Here is a 17,168-nt window from a genome sequence, read left to right as displayed (position 1 = left end):
CTCTCTGTCCGCAGCACGCGATCGCTGCTCCAGGACGTATCCGACGCCAAACCCAAGGATCAGGCCGAGTAGGAACCGGGTGACGTATCCGCGTCGGACTTCTTACAGAAAACCGCTATTGAACGCATCGATGAGGGCAAATTCCTTTCCCAAAAGAAACAACGTTAGCGACAGGGTCAACAAACCGGCGAGCACCGCCGGGAAGAAATTGATCAAAACGCAATGTGCTTTTCGTGCGACGAATGAGCTGAACGTGGTGACTATGCCGTCATCTGGGCCGGCGGGCCCATTCCGCAAATGGTTGCGCCAGGACCAGAACAATAGGAAACCGACAATGACGGCGATGCTGAACCAGCCCACGATCGAACCTGAACCCGATCAATCTAGTGGTCCGAGAATGCATCGACTGGGGGCTTAATGCAAATTGAGATTGTTTGGCCATAATCTCGCTACCTGATCGAAGTCCGGCCCCAACGACGCCTCATATGCGGCTTGCCAGGCGGAGGCGGCCATTTTGCCTTCCGCCGAGCCTACCTCGCCTCACGCGCAATATTCGGACGCATACCAAACAGACAATAGCACAATTCCCCAGCCTCCGGGGGGAAATCTCGTGCGCGAAAGGCTTGATTTCTTGAACAAGTTCAATCTGATTTGGGCTGTCAAGCCCCATTGTAAAAAATATTCCTGTTGCCTTCTTGTTCGAATCAGTTATAGTCACAGCCGTCTCGTTCCAAATGAGGGGCGTATCGCGATCGTCACGGACGCGGGATGAGATGCGGTGGACGCGGCAGCGTCGGGCTGGCTATGACATGGCAGGGCAGGATGTACATTGCGGCGCTGAAGCGGACGGTGAAATCGTGTGGTCCTGACGCCCACAGCTGGCGTCAAGTCTTCGGAGGCTCGTTGGCCCAACCGGGCTCGACAAAACCTTTAATCCGAAGGCGACGGTGGCAAAAAGCTATCGCCGGGGAGAGCGCGTATAAGCCGTAAACCATTGCGTGCGGGAATGCCGGGTGTTTTCCGGTGCCTCGCTGTGAATACTCGTGTGCGCATGGCCGTTTTCTTGCACGCGAGGCTGCGGGTGCCACTGGGCATCCGGCATTCCCCACGCCCTCTGTTTTCGAGGGCGAGAGTTTCTGGCAAACCCTCGGACGCCTCGCGTCGCGAGCATGAAACTGTTTGTCGGATCGGGATTTTGTTGGGCACGAAGGCGCGATCCAGTACTTGAGGCAGCAGCGATGCTGTCGAAGCAAAGGCCGGAAGGAAACATGGACGACGTCATCATCATCGGGGCCGGCATCGCGGGGTTGACGCTCGGGCTTGCCTTGCAGGCGGCCGGGATACCCTGCCGGATCTTTGAGTCGGTAACCGAGATCAGGCCCGTTGGCGTCGGCATCAATCTGCTCCCCCATGCCACCAAGGAACTTGCCGCGCTGGGCCTCGAGCGGGCGCTGGCGCGGGTGGCGGTTGCCACCGCGGATGCGACCTTCTTCAATCGCTTTGGCCAGCTCATCTATCAGGAGCCGCTGGGACATGCGGCAGGCTACGAGCATCCGCAATTCTCTGTCCATCGCGCCGACCTGCACGCAATGCTGCTCGATGCGTTCGTGGCGCGCGCGGGACACGGGCGGCTGAACGCCGGCCATCATTGCATCGCAGTCGAGCAGGATGAGGCAGGGGTCAGCGTGCATTTCTCCAATGCTCCGGGGGGCGCTACGATGGCCACCCTACGCGGCGGCGCGGCGATCGCCTGCGATGGCATTCACTCGGCTGTTCGCAAGCAGTTCTTCCCGGGCGAAGGCGAGCCGCGTTATTCCGGCGTCAACATGTGGCGCGGCGTCACCCGGTGGAAGCCGATGCTGTCGGGCGCCAGCATGGTACGGGCGGGGTGGCTGTCGCAGGGCAAGATGGTGATCTATCCGATCCGCCCCGCCGGCACAGACGGCCTGCAGCTCATCAACTGGGTGGCCGAAATCGAGACCCCGGCCTATCGCAAGCGCGACTGGAACCGGAAGGGCGCGCTCGACGATTTCATCGGCGCCTTTGCCGACTGGCATTTTGACTGGCTCGATGTCCCCGCCTTCATTCGCGCAGCCGACAGCGTGCTGGAATTTCCGATGGTCGATCAGGAGCCGCTGCCGCGCTGGAGCTTTGGGCGGGTGACGCTGGCGGGCGACGCCGCCCATCCGATGGTGCCGCGCGGCTCCAACGGTGCAGGGCAGGCGATCCTGGATGCGCGTGCGCTGGTCGCAGCGCTCGTCGAACACGGTGACCCCGTTGCCGCGTTGGCTTCCTATCAGCAGCAGCGGCTGGAGGCGACCACGCGCATCGTCCTGACCAATCGCACCAACCCGCCCGACGCGATCCTGCGCGAGGTGTTTCAGCGCACCAACGACCGCCCTTTCGCTAAAATCGACGATGTCATCAGCCGCGAGGAACTGGTCGCGTTGTCGGAGGGCTATAAGCGCATCGCCGGTTATTCCAGGGATAGCTTGCGCGGGTGAGCAGGCGGGAAATCGCGCGGTTTTCGGCCGGATTGGCGTTAGGCTGTCGAGACAAGGACCGGCCGGCAAGAACGGGTCTGTTCGGGGGAGGGGCGGCGATGGCGATGTCGGAAGCTCATGGCAGCGGCGCATTGCCGGTCGATGTCGCCGGCTTCATCGATCAGCAGCCGGTCGGCGGATTTCAGCTGAAACTGTTGCTGAGCTGTGCGGCGGTGCTGTTCCTCGACGGTTTTGATACCCAGGCCATTGGTTATGTCGCGCCGGCTGTCGCCAGGGAATGGGGCCTGAGCAAGGGCGCGCTCGGCCCGGTGTTCTCCGCCGGTCTGTTCGGGCTGATGATCGGGGCACTGGTGCTTGGACCGCTGGCGGACCGGGTCGGACGCAAGAAGATCATCATTTTCTCGACGCTCGCGTTCGGCCTCGGCGCGCTTGCGACCGCGTTCGTCCACGACGTCAATTCGTTGCTCGCGATCCGGTTTCTGACCGGGCTTGGCCTCGGCGGCGCGATGCCGAATGCCATCGCATTGACCTCGGAATTCAATTCGCGGCGCCGGCGCGCCACCATGGTGATGATCATGTTCTGCGGGTTCTCGGTGGGCGCGGCCCTCGGTGGTTTTCTCGCTGCGGCATTGATTCCGCAGTTCGGCTGGCGTTCGGTCTTTGTCGTCGGCGGCGTCATGCCGCTGCTGCTGGTTCCGATCCTGGCGCTGCGGCTGCCGGAGTCGGTGCGCTTCCTCACGCTCTCCGGACGCGCCGATGAACGCGTCGCCCAATTGCTCGGATCTATCAATCGACGGGCGGCGTTCGCGCCGGCCACGCGGTTCGTCGTTCCCGAGCCGGAATTGGCGGGAATACCGGTGTGGCATCTGTTCAGGGACGGGCGGACCCTGGTCACGCTGCTGCTGTGGGTGGTATTCTTCATGGGCCTGCTCGACCTTTATTTCCTGTCGAACTGGCTGCCCACGGAACTCAACGATCTCGGCGCGTCGGTATCGCAGGCCGCCGCGATCGGAGCGATGCTGCAGGTCGGCGGCGTGGTCGGAACGTTTGTGCTCGGCAGCGTGATCGACCGCTTCTCGTTTCGGGCGCTGGCGCCGGTGTATCTCATTGCTGCGTTCGCGGTCGGCGCCATCGGCCAGCTCGGTCATTCGATTGTCTTCGTCACCATGGCAATCTTCGCGGCGGGATTTTGCGTTGTCGGAGGCCAGATCGCCGCCAACGCGCTGGCCGCGGCGTTCTATCCGACCTCGGTCAGGGCTACCGGCGTCGGCTGGGCGCTCGGAATCGGACGGGTCGGCTCGATCGTCGGGCCTCTGATCGGCGGCGTGCTGCTGACCATGAGATGGAGCCCGGCGTCGGTCTTCATGGTGGCCGCGGTCGCGGCGCTGTGCGCGGCGCTTGCGACATTTGCCCTGAGCCGGCTCGCGGGGCTCGGCGGAAACAGCAGGGACGCCGCCGCCCGGCCGACTTCGGTGGAGGCGCGGCTGCGTCCGTCGACGACGGCCGGGGCCTAGGCTAGTCTCGGCCGCGTCACGCGGTGGGTTGACGTTCCCTGACGAGGAGGGCTGACGGTGAACGATACCGGAAAAGATACCAAGCAGCGCAATCGCGAGATCGCGCACAATGAAGGCGTGCGGCAGACCACAGGCGACATCCGCGTCAGCGTATGGGCGATAGCGATCGCAGTGATCGTCGGGCTTGCGGTTGTGGGCTGGATGTGGATGCGCAAATAGCAGGGTTATAGCGCTTATCGTATTGGATTGTTCTTACGCGTTGCGCCGACTGGCCCGTTCACGCCACCGTGCCGGATGCCCGCAATTGCGTTATCGACGCCTCATCGTAGCCCGCCTTGCGCAGGATCTCGTCGCTGTGCTCGCCGATTCCGGGCGCGTGACGCGGTGCAACCTTGCTGGCGCCGTCGATGAAGATCGGGCTGTTGATGGTCAGCAGGCTGTCGCCCTCGAACGGCACCAGCACTTCGTTTTCGAGCATCTGCTGATCTCCGGGGATATCGTCGAGGATGCCGACCACGCCGAACACGAGGCCATTGCCGTCAAGTATCCTGCGCCATTCGGCGAGGTCCTTGGTGGCAAAAATTTCGTCAAAAATCCTGATCAGCTCCAGCGAACGCGCGTGGCGGTTGGGCCGGGTCGCGAACCTCGGATCATTGACAAGATCTTCCCGCCCGAGGCAGCGCGCCAGAACAGGCCATTGCCGGTCCTCGTTGAGCAGCGAGAGGATCAGCCAGCGGCCGTCCCTGCACCGGTAGTGGTTGGTCACCGCGTTCAGGGCGTGCTCGCGCGTTCGCCGCTCGCCAAACTTCGCGCCGCATAATTTGGCTTGTGCCAGCACGCCGTTGGCCCAGATGCCGTTGGCCATCAGGTTCGAACTGACATGCGAACCCTTGCCGGTGCGCTCGCGCTTGTAGAGTGCGGTGACGATCGCGCCGTACAGGGCCATCGCGCAGGGATGGTCGCCCATGCCGGCAACCGAGCGCGCCGGGGTGGTGTTCTCGTCCGCGCGCACCAGGTCCATCAAGCCCGAGCGCGCCCAGTAGGCATTGCTGTCGAACCCGGGCTTGTTGGCTTCCTCGCCTTTTTCGCCGTAACCGGTGAACGACGCATAGATCAGCCGCGAATTGAGTGGCATGAGATCGTCATGCCTGATGCCGAGTCGCTGTCGCACGCTTGGTGGAAAATTGGTGATGAAGACATCGGCCTCGGCCGCGAGCCGATACAGCACGGCCTGTCCTTCCGGCCCGGAGAGATCGAGCGCGAGGCTCTTCTTGTTACGGGACTCCAGCATCCAAGCGAAATTGTGCTGACTGACCGGATATCCCGGCAGGTTCGGCAGGTTGCGATAGGGATCGCCAGCGCCGGGCGGCTCGATCTTGATAACCTCGGCGCCGAAATCCGACAGCACGGTCGCGGCCGCCGGCGCTGCGATGAAGCTCGCGCAGTCCAGAACCTTGAGACCTTCGAAGATGCCGTTTTCCATGGTGAGGCTTGCTCCCGTGACGTTGTTGGCTTTATTCCGAACTTGCAATGAGGGAAAGACGTCTTATCCCCCATCCGTCATCAGCGCGGCGTTGCCACCGGCGGCCGAGGTGTTGACGGTGACGGTCTGCTCGGTCGCAAACCGGGCCAGATAATGCGGGCCGCCGGCCTTGGGACCGGTGCCCGACAGGCCAAAGCCGCCGAACGGCTGCACGCCGACCACGGCACCGATCATGTTGCGGTTGACATAGACATTGCCGACCGCAAGCCGGTCGACCACGGCCTCGATCATGTCGTCGATGCGCGAGTGGATACCGAGCGTCAGCCCGTAGCCGGAGCGTTCGATCGATCGCAGCACCCGGTCGAGCCGGAAGGCCGGATAGCGCACGACGTGCAGAATGGGACCAAACACTTCCTGGGTCAGCTGACCGGCGTCAGCCAGTTCGAAAATATGCGGCGCGACGTAATTGCCGTCGGGAGCGACGCCTGCGAAATGCAGCCGCGCTGCCGCGGTCTGCATTCGGGTAATATGTGCTTCGAGTTGCTGCTTGGCCGCTCGATCGATCACCGGCCCGATCTGCGTGGCTAGGTCGCGCGGGTCGCCCACCCTGAGTTCGCGGGCAGCGCCCGAGATCATCTCGATCATGCGGTCGGCGACGTCGTCCTGGACGAACAGCAGGCGCAGCGCCGAGCAGCGCTGGCCGGCCGAGCGGAATGCCGAGGTCACGACATCGTCGGCAACCTGCTCGGGCAACGCCGTCGCATCGACGATCATTGCATTGATGCCGCCGGTCTCCGCGATCAAGGGCACGATCGGGCCATCGCCGGCGGCGAGCGTCCGGTTGATCGCGCGCGCCACCTCGGTCGAGCCGGTGAAGACGACACCGGCCACATCAGGATGCGCGACCAAAGCCGCCCCGATCTGGCCGTCGCCGGGAATAAGATGCAGCGCTGAGGTGGGCACGCCGGCCTCATGCAGCAACCGCACCGTCTCGGCCGCGGTCAGCGGCGTTTGCTCGGCGGGTTTTGCGACCACCGCATTGCCGGCCATCAGCGCTGCTGTTATCTGGCCCGTAAAGATCGCCAGCGGAAAATTCCACGGCGATATCGCGATGAAGACGCCGCGGCCGCGCAAGCTCAAGCGGTTGCTTTCGCCGGTCGGCCCCGGCATGGTGTCGCCGCCGCCAAACAGTTTTCTGCCCTCGGCGGCATAGTAGCGGCAGAAATCGACGGCTTCGCGGACTTCCGAAAGCGCGTCATCGAGCGTCTTGCCGCCTTCGCGCTGAAGCAAGCCGATGAAATGCGCGCGCCGTTGTTCCAGCAGGTTCGCGGCCTGCTCCAGAATTGTCGCGCGCAGGTGCGCCGGTGTTCTGCTCCAGGACCCAAATCCCTCGCGGGCGGCGGCGATCGCATCGTTCGCCTGCTTCGGCGTCGGATCGACGACACTTCCGACCATTGTTGTCTGGTCGATCGGGCTGATGACCTGCCGCATCGGGCCCGATTTCGGCTCGCCATTGACCAGCGGCGCCGCCTCGACCAGGGTGGTTTCCGCTGCAACTGCAGATATCAGCCCGGTCAAAGCGGCCCGTTCGCCGAACTCGATGCCGCGCGAATTTGGCCGATGCGGCTGGTAGAGGTCGGGCGGGCGACGGATGTTCGGATGCCGCGCGTTGGCGGCGGCGCCGATGATATGGGCCGGGCGCCGCAGCAGAGTTGCCACCGGGACGGCATCGTCGCCAGCGACCGCCACGAAGGACGAATTGGCACCGTTCTCCAACAGGCGGCGCACCAGATAGGCCAGGAGGTCGCGGTGACTTCCGACCGGCGCATAAGTTCGACAGGCCAGTTGCGGGCGATCCCTGCTCAATTGCGCGTACAGCGCTTCCCCCATGCCGTGCAGGCGCTGAAACTCGAAGCCAGCATCGCCATTCGCCAGTTCGAGAACGGTCGCGACCGTCAGCGCATTGTGGGTAGCAAATTGCGGAAACAGGCGGGGCCGCAGCGCCAGCAATTGCAGCGCACAGGCAATGTAGTTCAGGTCGGTCATCGCCTTGCGGGTAAACACTGGATAATCGTCGAGGCCGCGTTCCTGCGCGCGCTTGATCTCGGTGTCCCAGTAGGCACCTTTGACGAGGCGCACCATCAGCCGGCGGTTGAAAGTTCTTGCCAGACCGTCGGCGTAGCCGATCACGGCCTCGGCGCGCTTCTGATAGGCCTGGATCGCCAGTCCAAAACCGTCCCAGGCTTCAAGCGAGTTATCGCCGAGCGTGGCTGCGATCACTTCCAGCGACAGTTCCAGCCGATCGGCTTCCTCGGCATCGACGGTGAAGTTGAGATCACAGGCCTTGGCCCGGCGCGCCAGATCGATCACCCGCGGCACCAGTTCCCTCATCACCCGCTCGTGGCTCAAGGCCTCGAAACGTGGATGCAGCGCGGACAATTTGACCGAGATACCGGGCCGGTCGGGCAGGGCCTTGTTGCCGGTGACGCGGCCGATGGCTTCGATTGCGCTGGCGTAGGAATTGAAATAGCGCTCCGCGTCAGCGGCCGTGCGGGCCCCTTCGCCCAGCATGTCGAAGGAATAGCGCGGAGCGCCCTTCACATGCGCTTGCGCCCGCGCCAGTGCCGTTTCGATGGTCTCGCCAAGCACGAAATGGCTGCCCATCAGCCGCATGGCTTGGCGGGTGGCAGCGCGAACCGCCGGAACACCTAGCCGTTTTGTCAATCGCCCGATCGTTCCTTGCGGGCTTTCGCCGGGCTGGATCACGCGCGCCGACATGCCCAGCGCCCAAGCCGACGCATTGACCAGGAACGCGCTGGATTTCGTCTCATGATGCACGAAGTCGCCCTGGCCAAGCTTGTCCTCGATGAACCGGTCGGCGGTGCGGCTATCGGGAACGCGCAGCAGGGCTTCCGCGAGCACCATCAGCGCCAGGCCTTCCCGGGTGGAGAGCGCGAACTCACGCAGCATGTCCTCGACGCCGCCGAGGCGATCGTCGTTCGAGCGGATGGCATCGATCAGGCGGATCGCGGTGCGGTCGATCCGCGCGTCCTGCTCCGTGAGGAGGTCAGCGGCTTCAAGAAGCCGGGCCGCAAGCACGCCATCGTCCGCCGCGTAGGGCGCCGCGAATGGCGGAAAGGTTGAGGAAATGGACTTCATGACACGCCTCAAGGGTCCCATCCTCTATCATGGGAACGCACAAGCGGCATCGCCAGCCTGCTGACGGTGCTGCAGCGACAGGACCTGCTCAGATAGGATCCGGAAGGCCGCGCTGAAATAGGTCGCGCAAGACCGCGATGTCGACCAGCGGTCGGCCCGAATCGAAGCCGCGCAGGAGCGGAGCCCACTCCTGCCGGTAAGTCTATTTTGGAGGTTTTCTGGAAGCCCCGTTCCCGGATTGGATCCGGGAGGGCGCTATTGTCGAACGCGCAATTGCGTCAAACCTTGAGGTTCTCGGCCGAGGTCTTGCCGCGATTGGCAACCTCTTCGTATTCGACCGTTTGTCCTTCGTTGAGCGTGGAAAGGCCAGCCTTCTCAACCGCCGAAATATGAACAAAAACGTCCTTGCCGCCACTGGAGGGCTGGATGAATCCAAAACCCTTGGTCGCGTTGAACCACTTCACAGTACCTTTAGCCATCACGTCGTCTCCGCAGGATCAAAAATAATAACGGACTGCCGGTCCCCGCAAACCGGCATGTCCGACGCGCGCAGGATACGCGGTATGGGGCAGGCTTGATAGCTTAAAACGACACCCGGATTTCGGCGGAAAACGATCATTATGGCGGCACATTTACAGTTTTTGCCGGTTTCGCGATGATTTGAACCGGCAAGGATCGCGAAACGCCGAAGTTTCCGAGATCCGGGTTCCGGCGGCGGGTACCCGGCCCGGAGACAGGCTGTCCTGTTGGTCCTGTCGCTTGGACCACGAGATGTAGTAGGCGAAAAAGGTCATGATCGCGACGCCGCTTGCGCTGACGAAGACCTGGGCCAAAAGGGAGCCGGAACTGGTGATCAGCGCGAGATGACCGGCAAAGGAGAGAAACACGCCGACGCAAAATACCGCGAGCGATTCTTCGCCGCATTTGATGATCGGTCTGAGGATTGACCATTTCAGTCCGCGCCAGTCCTTCGACACAAATCGCGTCACCAGCAATGCGACGAGGACGAAATGCAGCACGCGATACGGGGCCAGATTTGTCTTGTCGACGGGAATGAAGGCGTCCAACAGCCACGCCGGCACGACTTTTCCGAACTCCGGGAACCGCCCCGCCATCCTCAGCACCAGAGCAAAAACCAGGTAAGCGATTCCGAAAAAAGGCAGCATCCGCAGCCTTAGAATGGCGCGGCATTTTTGCACCCCGCCGAGCGCGAGCCAGGCGCCGAACACGAACAGCAGCTGCCAGCAAAATGGGTTGAAGACCCAGCGGCCCTCGGGAAAGGACGGCAGATGCCATTCGAACGCGCGCGCCGTAAAATACAGCGCAACGGATCCGGCCATCATCAGGTCAGGCTTGCGCAACATGATCCACAATACCGGCGGGAAGCACGCCATCAGTACGATGTAGAGCTGCAGGACGTCCAGATTGAGGGCCTTGGATTCCAGCAACAGCCCGTGGGCCAGGGTCCGGATCGGATGGTCGACCAGGCTCGCAACATTGAATTCGTAGATCAGATCAGGAGCGGCATATTGGGCCGCAACGTTCGTAACGGTTACGATGTAGATCACGAACAGGACGATGTAGGCGGCGTAGAGGTGCCATGCACGCTTGAAGAGCCGTGTCGCCCCGATGATGAAGCCGCGCTCCAGCATCATTCTTGCGTACACGACCGATGCCGCATAGCCCGAAACGAAGATGAACAGATCGGCCGCGCCGCTGAAGCCGTAGTTTCTGATCGTGATCCAGTTCACGACGTTATCGGGAATGTGGTCCAGGAAGATGAACCAGTTCGCAACGCCGCGAAACAGATCCAGCCTGAGGTCGCTCCGATGTGCCGCGAGAATGGCTTTGATGTCCATGGAGGCCGCTATGTGAATTTGGAGCCCTCGTTCGGACAAGGATTCGGCGCGCAGGAATCGTAGGGCAAAGACGCTCGCGACCCCAATAGACTTTACGTGAATGGGCCGGACGGCCGCGGTGCCGATGATTAACTTCGCGTAATCCGCCGCCCCCACCATGACTCGGCGGCAGGACCAGTTCGCCATGGGCTTTGCCGCGTGCGGCGTGGCCGCGACAACACGCACGGTAACACGAAAGCCCCGGTCGGGCGACCGGGGTTTTCGCCTCGGAATACGATCCTTCGGATCAATCGCAGACGTTGATGGTGCGAAGGCGATAGCCGTACGGGGTCAGGACGCGGCGCGTTACGTAGCAGCCGTCATCGCCGACGAAGCCGATGCCGATGCCGGGGCCGAAGTGGTGGTGATGAAAGCCCCAGCCGCCAATCCACGGCTTCGCGGAAGCGGCCGAGGGAAAGAGCGCCATGGCGCTGAGGGAAGCTGCGGTAACAAGTCCAAGAGTGAGGTTGCGTAACATCGTCGTTCTCCTTCAATGATGCGCGCTCGGCGCGGGTTGGTAGGGTCGGTCTTGCCCATCGCCCGTCAGTCGCATCGCCGCAGGGCGGGGTTCACGAAAACCGCGGACAATTTCCTGAACGGAAATTCAGGTGTGCGCTGGATCACACTGACAGCGATCACGCACCGCGAAAAATTCTTGCCACCAGCCCTCAGGCCGCGACAACATCCGCGTCATGAGCCAGTGCTGCCAATTGTCCGGCCTGGCCGACCGCGCGGACCACCATGGGATCATTGCGTCCGCGGATAGTGACTTCCTGCCGCGGCAGATCATCGCCGGTCAGGCCTGCGGTGATCAAAACCTGTTCCGAAATGATCGCTTCGCAAGCGAGGTTCTTGGTCATGTCCTGCAGCCGCGCAGCGACATTGACCGGGTCACCGAGTGCTGTGAACACCATGTGATCGCGGTAGCCGATGTCGCCGATGATGACCTCGCCGCCGTGGATGCCGACGCCGAAGCGGATCGGCTCGCGCAGGTCATGACTGAGAAACTGATTCAACTCCGCGACATTGGCGGCAATCATGGCGGCCGCCCGCAGCGCCTGACGGCAGGCTGTTTGCGGGCTGCTGGTCAGCCCGAACAGCGCCAATGCGCCATCGCCGAGGAACTGGTTGGGCTGACCTCCGCAGGCGATCACCGCCTGCGACACCGCGCCGAGAAAGCGGTTGACGATGAAGACGGTATCGAACGGCAGACGGTGTTCCGCGAGCCTGGTCGAACCCCGCATGTCGACGAACAGGCTGACCAGATAACGTTCCTCGCCGATGTGGGAGGAGCCTGAGCTCCGCGCGCCGGTCGGGCTGATCTGCGGCAGGAAGACCTGGAAGAAAGAGAGATCGCGCTCGGGCCTGAGCTGGCAGGCGAGGCGGATGGCCGGATCCGCGCCGGCCCCGACCCGGCTGAGCACGAACGCTTCGCGCGGCGATGGCTGCGGCAGCGCGGCGCAATCCCCGATGACGCGGATGCGGCAGGTCGAGCAGCGCGCCCGGCCGCCGCAGATGCTGGCATGCGGCACGTTGTTGCGCAGGCTCGCCTCCAGCACGCTGAGCCCGCGCGGCACGCGAACCGTCCTGCCATTGCCGTAACTCAAGGTGATCATGCCGCCGCGGCGCTCATGGAGCGCGCGCACCGCCCTTGCCAGCAGGACCAATCCGATCAGGCCGAGATAACCGATCAGGAAATCATCGATGATCTTGTCCAGGAAGGCCTGTTCGGCGGGCGTGCCGAGCTGGCGCTGCGAAAGATTGTCCGCCCTCCATTCGGCGCTCGCGCTGGCGGCCGCGATGCTTCGTCCGCCCTGATAGAGACCGAGCATGGCGAGTGTCGGAATCAGCACCGCGGCGGCAAGCAGCAGCGGCGCGGCGCGTTTGTAAAAGGCTTTCATTCGCAGCCAGAAATAAATCCCGATGCAGCCGTGGACCCAGGCGATGGTCAGGACCGCGGACATCAGCCACATTTTGTACGGCGCCACCATCCAGAAGCCGTAGAGCACCTGCGGATAGAGTTTTTGATGCGCGAACAGCGCCTGGCCGAGCCGCACGCCGGCGATGTGGGCGATGACGAGCGCCGGAATACTCAGGCCGAACACGAGCTGCAGCGGCTCGATTTTCTTCCAGTGAAACTGCCGGCGCGCATACAGCGCCCAGATTCCGAGACCTGCGTGAACCGTGGCCGCGGCATAAAACGCGATCGCCACCGGCGGAAACCGCCAGAACAGCGTGTGGTAATGGACGCCGACAGCCAGCGCATGCATCGAGATATTGCCGAGCGCATGGTTTGTGAAATGGCTGACCAGATAGGCAAACAACACCAGCCCGCAGGCCAGACGAATCTGCCGGACGCCGATGCCGCGCAGGATCATGAAAGGTTGTTTGAGAGTAAGCAGGATTATTTCTCGGTCCGTTCGAAAAATGCCTGGCGAAATCTGGTGATATCGTCGGCGCTGACATCTGAAACGGCCCAGAAGGTCAGCCCATCCTCGCTCCAGTTCTCGATGTTGTAACCATCGCGAGATCTGGCGGTTGCCGCGGCGGGCGCAGCAGGCCAGATGAACACGTTGATGAGATGCAGTTGCCGCTTGTAGATGAGGGCTGCGACGACGCGGCCGCCGACGTAGTCGATGCGGCCTCCGACCAAGGGAAATCCTTCGGGCGCAAGATCGACGACGGGGGGAGAAAAATCGATCTTGCCGTTGAACCATGGCTTGACGGTGTGCTGGTCGGAGGTCGCGACATCCGTCAGGTGACTGGCCAAGAGCGACCTGACGTGACCCGCAATCACTTCGTCTTCGATCGACGAGCGGTCCTGTATCGGCGCGATCACCAGGAACAGGCTTGCGGCGAGAGCCGCCAGCGATGGCACGAACATCCATTGCTTGATGAAGCCCAGGATATTGAAGCCTCTCTCACGTTCCTCGACGGCCGGTGTGGCGGAGGTTCGCGCATCCGTTGCCGCCTCGCGCGAAATGGCGGCGAGTACCTGCGCACGCACATGATCTGGAGTTCTCCAGCGCACGCCTTTTTGTGAGATGACCCGTTTCAAAGCCCGAAACCTCTCCAGCTCGTTCGCACAATGCGAGCATGTTGCAAGATGCTGTTCGAGCTGCAGCGAATGGGCGGCATCGAGTTCGCCATCGATCGATCCATGAAGCACCAGCTCCCATTCGGAACATTGCCTTGGTAGCGAGGAATTCACGTCGGTTTCTCCTGCAGGCCGGTTTCCCGGCGCCACAGACTCGCAAATTGAGTCCGCGCGCGGGCCAGACGGGACATCACGGTGCCGATCGGCAACGCAGCGGTTTCCGCAATCTGGCGATAGGAGAGTCCTTCCAGCTCGCGCAACACCAGCATCTCCCGCAGCGATCGCGGCAGTTTGTCGAGGACGGTGCGGACGCTGCTCGACTCGGCGCGTCGCAGCAGGACCATTTCCGGGGTATCTTCCTCGGATGGCACGTCGTCGATGGAGAACTCTTCTACAGAGTCCGGATGATGCGCGTCGATTTCCATGCGCGCCTTGCGCCGGCGATCGAGCAGCCAATTGTGATAGCAATTGCGCACGATCGCAAAAATCCAGGCGCGGGCATCGCCCCCCTGATATCCGTCGAAGCCTCGGTAGGCGCGAAGGAAGGCCTCCTGCACGATGTCCTGGGCGGCGTCGGGATTTCGACTGAGAAAGCGCGCAAAATTGTAGGCGGCATCGAGGTGAGGCACGATGTCCCGTTGAAACCTACCATATCTGTCGCCGGCGCCGGTCGATTGCTGCCGGTGTGAAGCATCGACGCGGCCGGACGTCGAGGTGCCAGGACCCGATTCTTTGCCGCGGCTTTTGGTGGTGAATATCGCGGTCACTTCGGTGCTGGCGGCAGTGGCTCGAAGTCCGGAATTTTTCGGGATGCCGGAAAGCCGCGCCAGATGCGCGACCATCACGTTCAGCAGGGACCCTGGCATCCCCGGCTCTGTCGCAGACAGCGAATTCATGGCGTGTCCAGTGTGGTTGTCCGGTTGGTCGGCGTTAAAGAAAGTCGATCATGCTATATCTGACCTTAGGGTAGACTGCTATTCGATCCGGTTTATTCCGCATTTCCCGAACAAAAGGCGCGTTCTTCTTGACGGTCCGCGCGCAGCCAGGCCCGTTCCGGAAAGCCGCATCCTGCATTCCTGCGCGAGCGCGGTGACTCCCAAAAGATTTGCCTGTCGAGAATAAATCGCGGGCGGCGCCAGTCTCCCCAGGTGGAGGCATTGTTCGATCGCCGACAAGAGGATGATCTGCGGCGCCCATTTCCCGTTCCCCGGCGCAGGCGTGTTCGCCGGGGACGGCGATGCCTACGCCTTCACGCCGCTCGTTCAATCCTAAATCGCACACGGAGAATATCGTCATGTCAAAGACCCTGAAATCCATCCTGACCGGTATGACCCTGACCATCGGTTTGGGTTTCGCTTCGGCAATGCTGTCGGCTCCGGCCTATGCGGTCGACAATTTGTCGTCGGCCGGCGCGCCGGACCTCACCTCGGTTCGTGCCAAGATCAAGGCAAAGGACTATGCCGCCGCCCTCACCGAGTTGAGGGACCTTGCCGAGGATACGCAACAGGCCGACGTCTACAATCTGCTCGGCTTTACCCTGCGCAAGACCGGCGACTTCAAGACGTCGCTGACCTACTACACCAAGGCGCTCGAACTTCAGCCCGAACACAAGGCCGCCCGCGAATATCTCGGCGAGCTCTTTGTCGAGACCGGCCATATCGACAAGGCCAAGGAACAGCTCGCCATCCTGGCGAAACTTTGCCCTGGCGGCTGCGAGGAGCGTGAAGATCTGCAGAAGGTCATCAACAGCAAATCGGCGAGCCGATGAGATTAGAAGCGGGCGATGCATTCGCCTGCTTCCTTCAGGGCAGTGGCCACTCCTGATTAATAGCGTCTGCGGCGACCGGCGCCGGCGTTCGCCGGCAGGATTTCGAGCGGTGTTGGCCTGCCGCCGCCGGCACGTTGACACCTCCGGGGGAGTCGGCAAGAAAGCGCCGTGACGATCGCCCCGCTCAGCAAGATCACCACCGGACCGCACCGTTCCGTCTTTCGGCAATGGCTTGGCGTTGCGGCGTTGGTCGCCGCGATGACCGCGTTGCGGGTGATCTATGCCGGCGCGATCGATCTGCGCACCGACGAGGCCTATTACTGGACCTGGTCGAAAGAGAACGTGCTTTGCTTCCTCGATCATCCGCCGATGATTGCATGGTTCATCCGCCTCGGCACCGCGATCTTCGGCGACAGCAATATCGGCGTCAGGTTCGCCGGGATCGTGGCGATGCTGGTCACGCAATGGCTGCTCGCCGACATCGTCCGCCGCGTGACCCACGACGCCCGCGCCGTCGCGCTCGCGCTCTTGATGCCGGAGGCTGCGCTCTATTACGGTTTGCTGATGGCGAAAGTCTCGCCCGACGTGGCGCTGATCCCGTTCGCCACCGCGATGCTGTGGGCGCTGGTCCGGCTCGACCAAAGCGGCGATGCGCGCTGGTGGCTGGCCGCCGGGGCCTTCGCCGGGCTGGCGCTGTTGTCGAAATTCACCGCCGTGATGCTGCTTCCGGCGGTGGTGGCCTTCATGCTGGTGCCGGACTGGCGCCGGCGCTGGCTGGTCAGCCCCTATCCCTGGCTTGCGGCGCTGATCGCGGTCGTTCTGTTCTCGCCGGTGCTGATCTGGAATGCCGGACACGACTGGGCGTCGTTTCGCTTCCAGCTGGTGCGGGCCACCGCGACCCATGACATATCCCTTCGCACCGTCGGCGATTACATCGGCCTGCAGTTCGGGCTGGTCGGCTTTGTCCTGCTGCCGGTGGTGCTGTCGGGCGTCACGCTGACGGCATGGCGGGGCTACCGCCGCGGCAACGCCGTGGCCATTCTGCTGTCGACCGCGGTGATCGTGCCGTTCGGCTATTTCTTCTGGAAATCCCTGACGCTGCGGGTCGGCGATACCTGGCCGATGTTCATTTGGCCGGCCGGATTTGCCGCCGCCGCCATCAACATCGCGATGCTGCCGCGCGAGGGCTTTCCGGCGTGGATGATCCGATCGACCATCTGGTGGGCCAAGACGGCCATTGTTTCCGGCATCGGCTTTGTCGTTGTGGTCTTTCTCTACTACGTCGCCAGTCCCTGGAACTTGATCGGCAGCGCCGATCCGATCGGCGGCGAAGCCGGCTACCGGCGGGTCGCCGAGCGGGCGCAGGCCGAACTGCAAAAGACCGGCGCGAGCTGGATCGCCACCACCGACTACCGGACCTACGCCATGCTGCGCTGGTTCTTTGGCGATCGCGTACCGGTCATCCAGATCAACGAGCGCGCGCGCTATCAGGGCTTTCGCGATCCCGGCATCGCTCTGATCGAAGGCCGGACCGGGCTCTATGTCGGGCGCGAGCCCGATAATGGCAGCCCGTTGTGGGCGTCGACGACGGCGGTCAGAGTGCCGCTGGAACGGGTCGATCGGATCTGGCGCGGGGTCGTGATGGACACCTACGCGCTGGAAAAGCTGACCGGCTTGACGCCGGAGCTTTCGCCGGCCGTGGACTCGCCGCTATACCGCGCTCGCACGCTGGCGGGCAAGCCGCG

At 62.8% G+C, this 17,168-nt stretch carries 14 protein-coding genes; 5 read left to right on the top strand and 9 right to left on the bottom strand.

Translation table 11 applies throughout. The annotated features are described in order from the left end of the window. Positions 1-102: 102 nt before the first annotated feature. Positions 103-360 carry a hypothetical protein gene (locus ABSG20_RS12660; RefSeq protein WP_423864842.1) on the bottom strand — a complete coding sequence of 86 codons (258 nt, stop codon included), beginning with the start codon at positions 358-360 and terminating at the stop codon, positions 103-105. Between the two features lie 908 nt (positions 361-1,268). Between ABSG20_RS12660 and ABSG20_RS12655 the strand changes: the two genes are divergently transcribed. From ABSG20_RS12655 to ABSG20_RS12645, 3 genes are all read left to right on the top strand, one after another. Next, the gene (locus ABSG20_RS12655; RefSeq protein WP_423864841.1) at positions 1,269-2,504 is read left to right on the top strand and encodes a flavin-dependent oxidoreductase; all 1,236 of its coding nucleotides are present in this window, start codon (positions 1,269-1,271) and stop codon (positions 2,502-2,504) included. A gap of 98 nt (positions 2,505-2,602) precedes the next feature. After that, positions 2,603-4,018, top strand: a complete 1,416-nt coding sequence (locus ABSG20_RS12650; RefSeq protein WP_423864840.1) for an MFS transporter — start codon at positions 2,603-2,605, stop codon at positions 4,016-4,018. A 57-nt stretch (positions 4,019-4,075) separates the two neighbouring features. Then, positions 4,076-4,237, top strand: coding sequence for a hypothetical protein (locus ABSG20_RS12645; protein WP_423864839.1), 162 nt, complete (start codon positions 4,076-4,078; stop codon positions 4,235-4,237). 58 nt (positions 4,238-4,295) lie between these two features. Here the strand turns inward: ABSG20_RS12645 and ABSG20_RS12640 are convergent, their stop codons facing one another. From ABSG20_RS12640 to ABSG20_RS12605, 8 genes are all read right to left on the bottom strand, one after another. Then, positions 4,296-5,501 (bottom strand): CaiB/BaiF CoA transferase family protein, encoded by a 1,206-nt coding sequence (locus tag ABSG20_RS12640; protein WP_423864838.1) that lies wholly within the window; start codon positions 5,499-5,501, stop codon positions 4,296-4,298. A gap of 63 nt (positions 5,502-5,564) precedes the next feature. Further along, positions 5,565-8,660 (bottom strand): bifunctional proline dehydrogenase/L-glutamate gamma-semialdehyde dehydrogenase PutA, encoded by a 3,096-nt coding sequence (gene putA / locus ABSG20_RS12635; RefSeq protein WP_423864837.1) that lies wholly within the window; start codon positions 8,658-8,660, stop codon positions 5,565-5,567. A gap of 278 nt (positions 8,661-8,938) precedes the next feature. Then, positions 8,939-9,139, bottom strand: a complete 201-nt coding sequence (locus ABSG20_RS12630; RefSeq protein WP_079600225.1) for a cold-shock protein — start codon at positions 9,137-9,139, stop codon at positions 8,939-8,941. Between the two features lie 153 nt (positions 9,140-9,292). Further along, the gene (locus tag ABSG20_RS12625) at positions 9,293-10,519 is read right to left on the bottom strand and encodes an OpgC domain-containing protein (RefSeq protein WP_423864836.1); all 1,227 of its coding nucleotides are present in this window, start codon (positions 10,517-10,519) and stop codon (positions 9,293-9,295) included. Positions 10,520-10,805: 286 nt separating this feature from the next. Then, positions 10,806-11,036: a hypothetical protein gene (locus ABSG20_RS12620; RefSeq protein ID WP_423864835.1), complete on the bottom strand. Its 231-nt coding sequence runs from the start codon at positions 11,034-11,036 to the stop codon at positions 10,806-10,808. Between the two features lie 190 nt (positions 11,037-11,226). Further along, positions 11,227-12,936 carry an adenylate/guanylate cyclase domain-containing protein gene (locus ABSG20_RS12615; protein WP_423864834.1) on the bottom strand — a complete coding sequence of 570 codons (1,710 nt, stop codon included), beginning with the start codon at positions 12,934-12,936 and terminating at the stop codon, positions 11,227-11,229. 26 nt (positions 12,937-12,962) lie between these two features. After that, positions 12,963-13,769 (bottom strand): anti-sigma factor family protein, encoded by an 807-nt coding sequence (locus ABSG20_RS12610; protein WP_423864833.1) that lies wholly within the window; start codon positions 13,767-13,769, stop codon positions 12,963-12,965. Further along, positions 13,766-14,521 carry a sigma-70 family RNA polymerase sigma factor gene (locus ABSG20_RS12605; RefSeq protein ID WP_423864832.1) on the bottom strand — a complete coding sequence of 252 codons (756 nt, stop codon included), beginning with the start codon at positions 14,519-14,521 and terminating at the stop codon, positions 13,766-13,768. Before ABSG20_RS12605 ends, ABSG20_RS12610 begins: the two co-directional genes overlap by 4 nt. A gap of 428 nt (positions 14,522-14,949) precedes the next feature. On the opposite strand from ABSG20_RS12605, the gene ABSG20_RS12600 reads away from it, so the two are divergent. After that, positions 14,950-15,423: a tetratricopeptide repeat protein gene (locus ABSG20_RS12600; RefSeq protein WP_423864831.1), complete on the top strand. Its 474-nt coding sequence runs from the start codon at positions 14,950-14,952 to the stop codon at positions 15,421-15,423. A 258-nt stretch (positions 15,424-15,681) separates the two neighbouring features. Continuing rightward, positions 15,682-17,168: glycosyltransferase family 39 protein (locus ABSG20_RS12595; protein ID WP_423864843.1), on the top strand; the 1,487-nt coding region annotated here is incomplete at its 3' end.

It is taken from the genome of Bradyrhizobium sp., assembly GCF_049512235.1.
Lineage (GTDB): Bacteria > Pseudomonadota > Alphaproteobacteria > Rhizobiales > Xanthobacteraceae > Bradyrhizobium.
The sequence above is the reverse complement of the archived record's forward strand: the minus strand, read 5'-3'. Positions and strand labels throughout refer to the sequence as shown.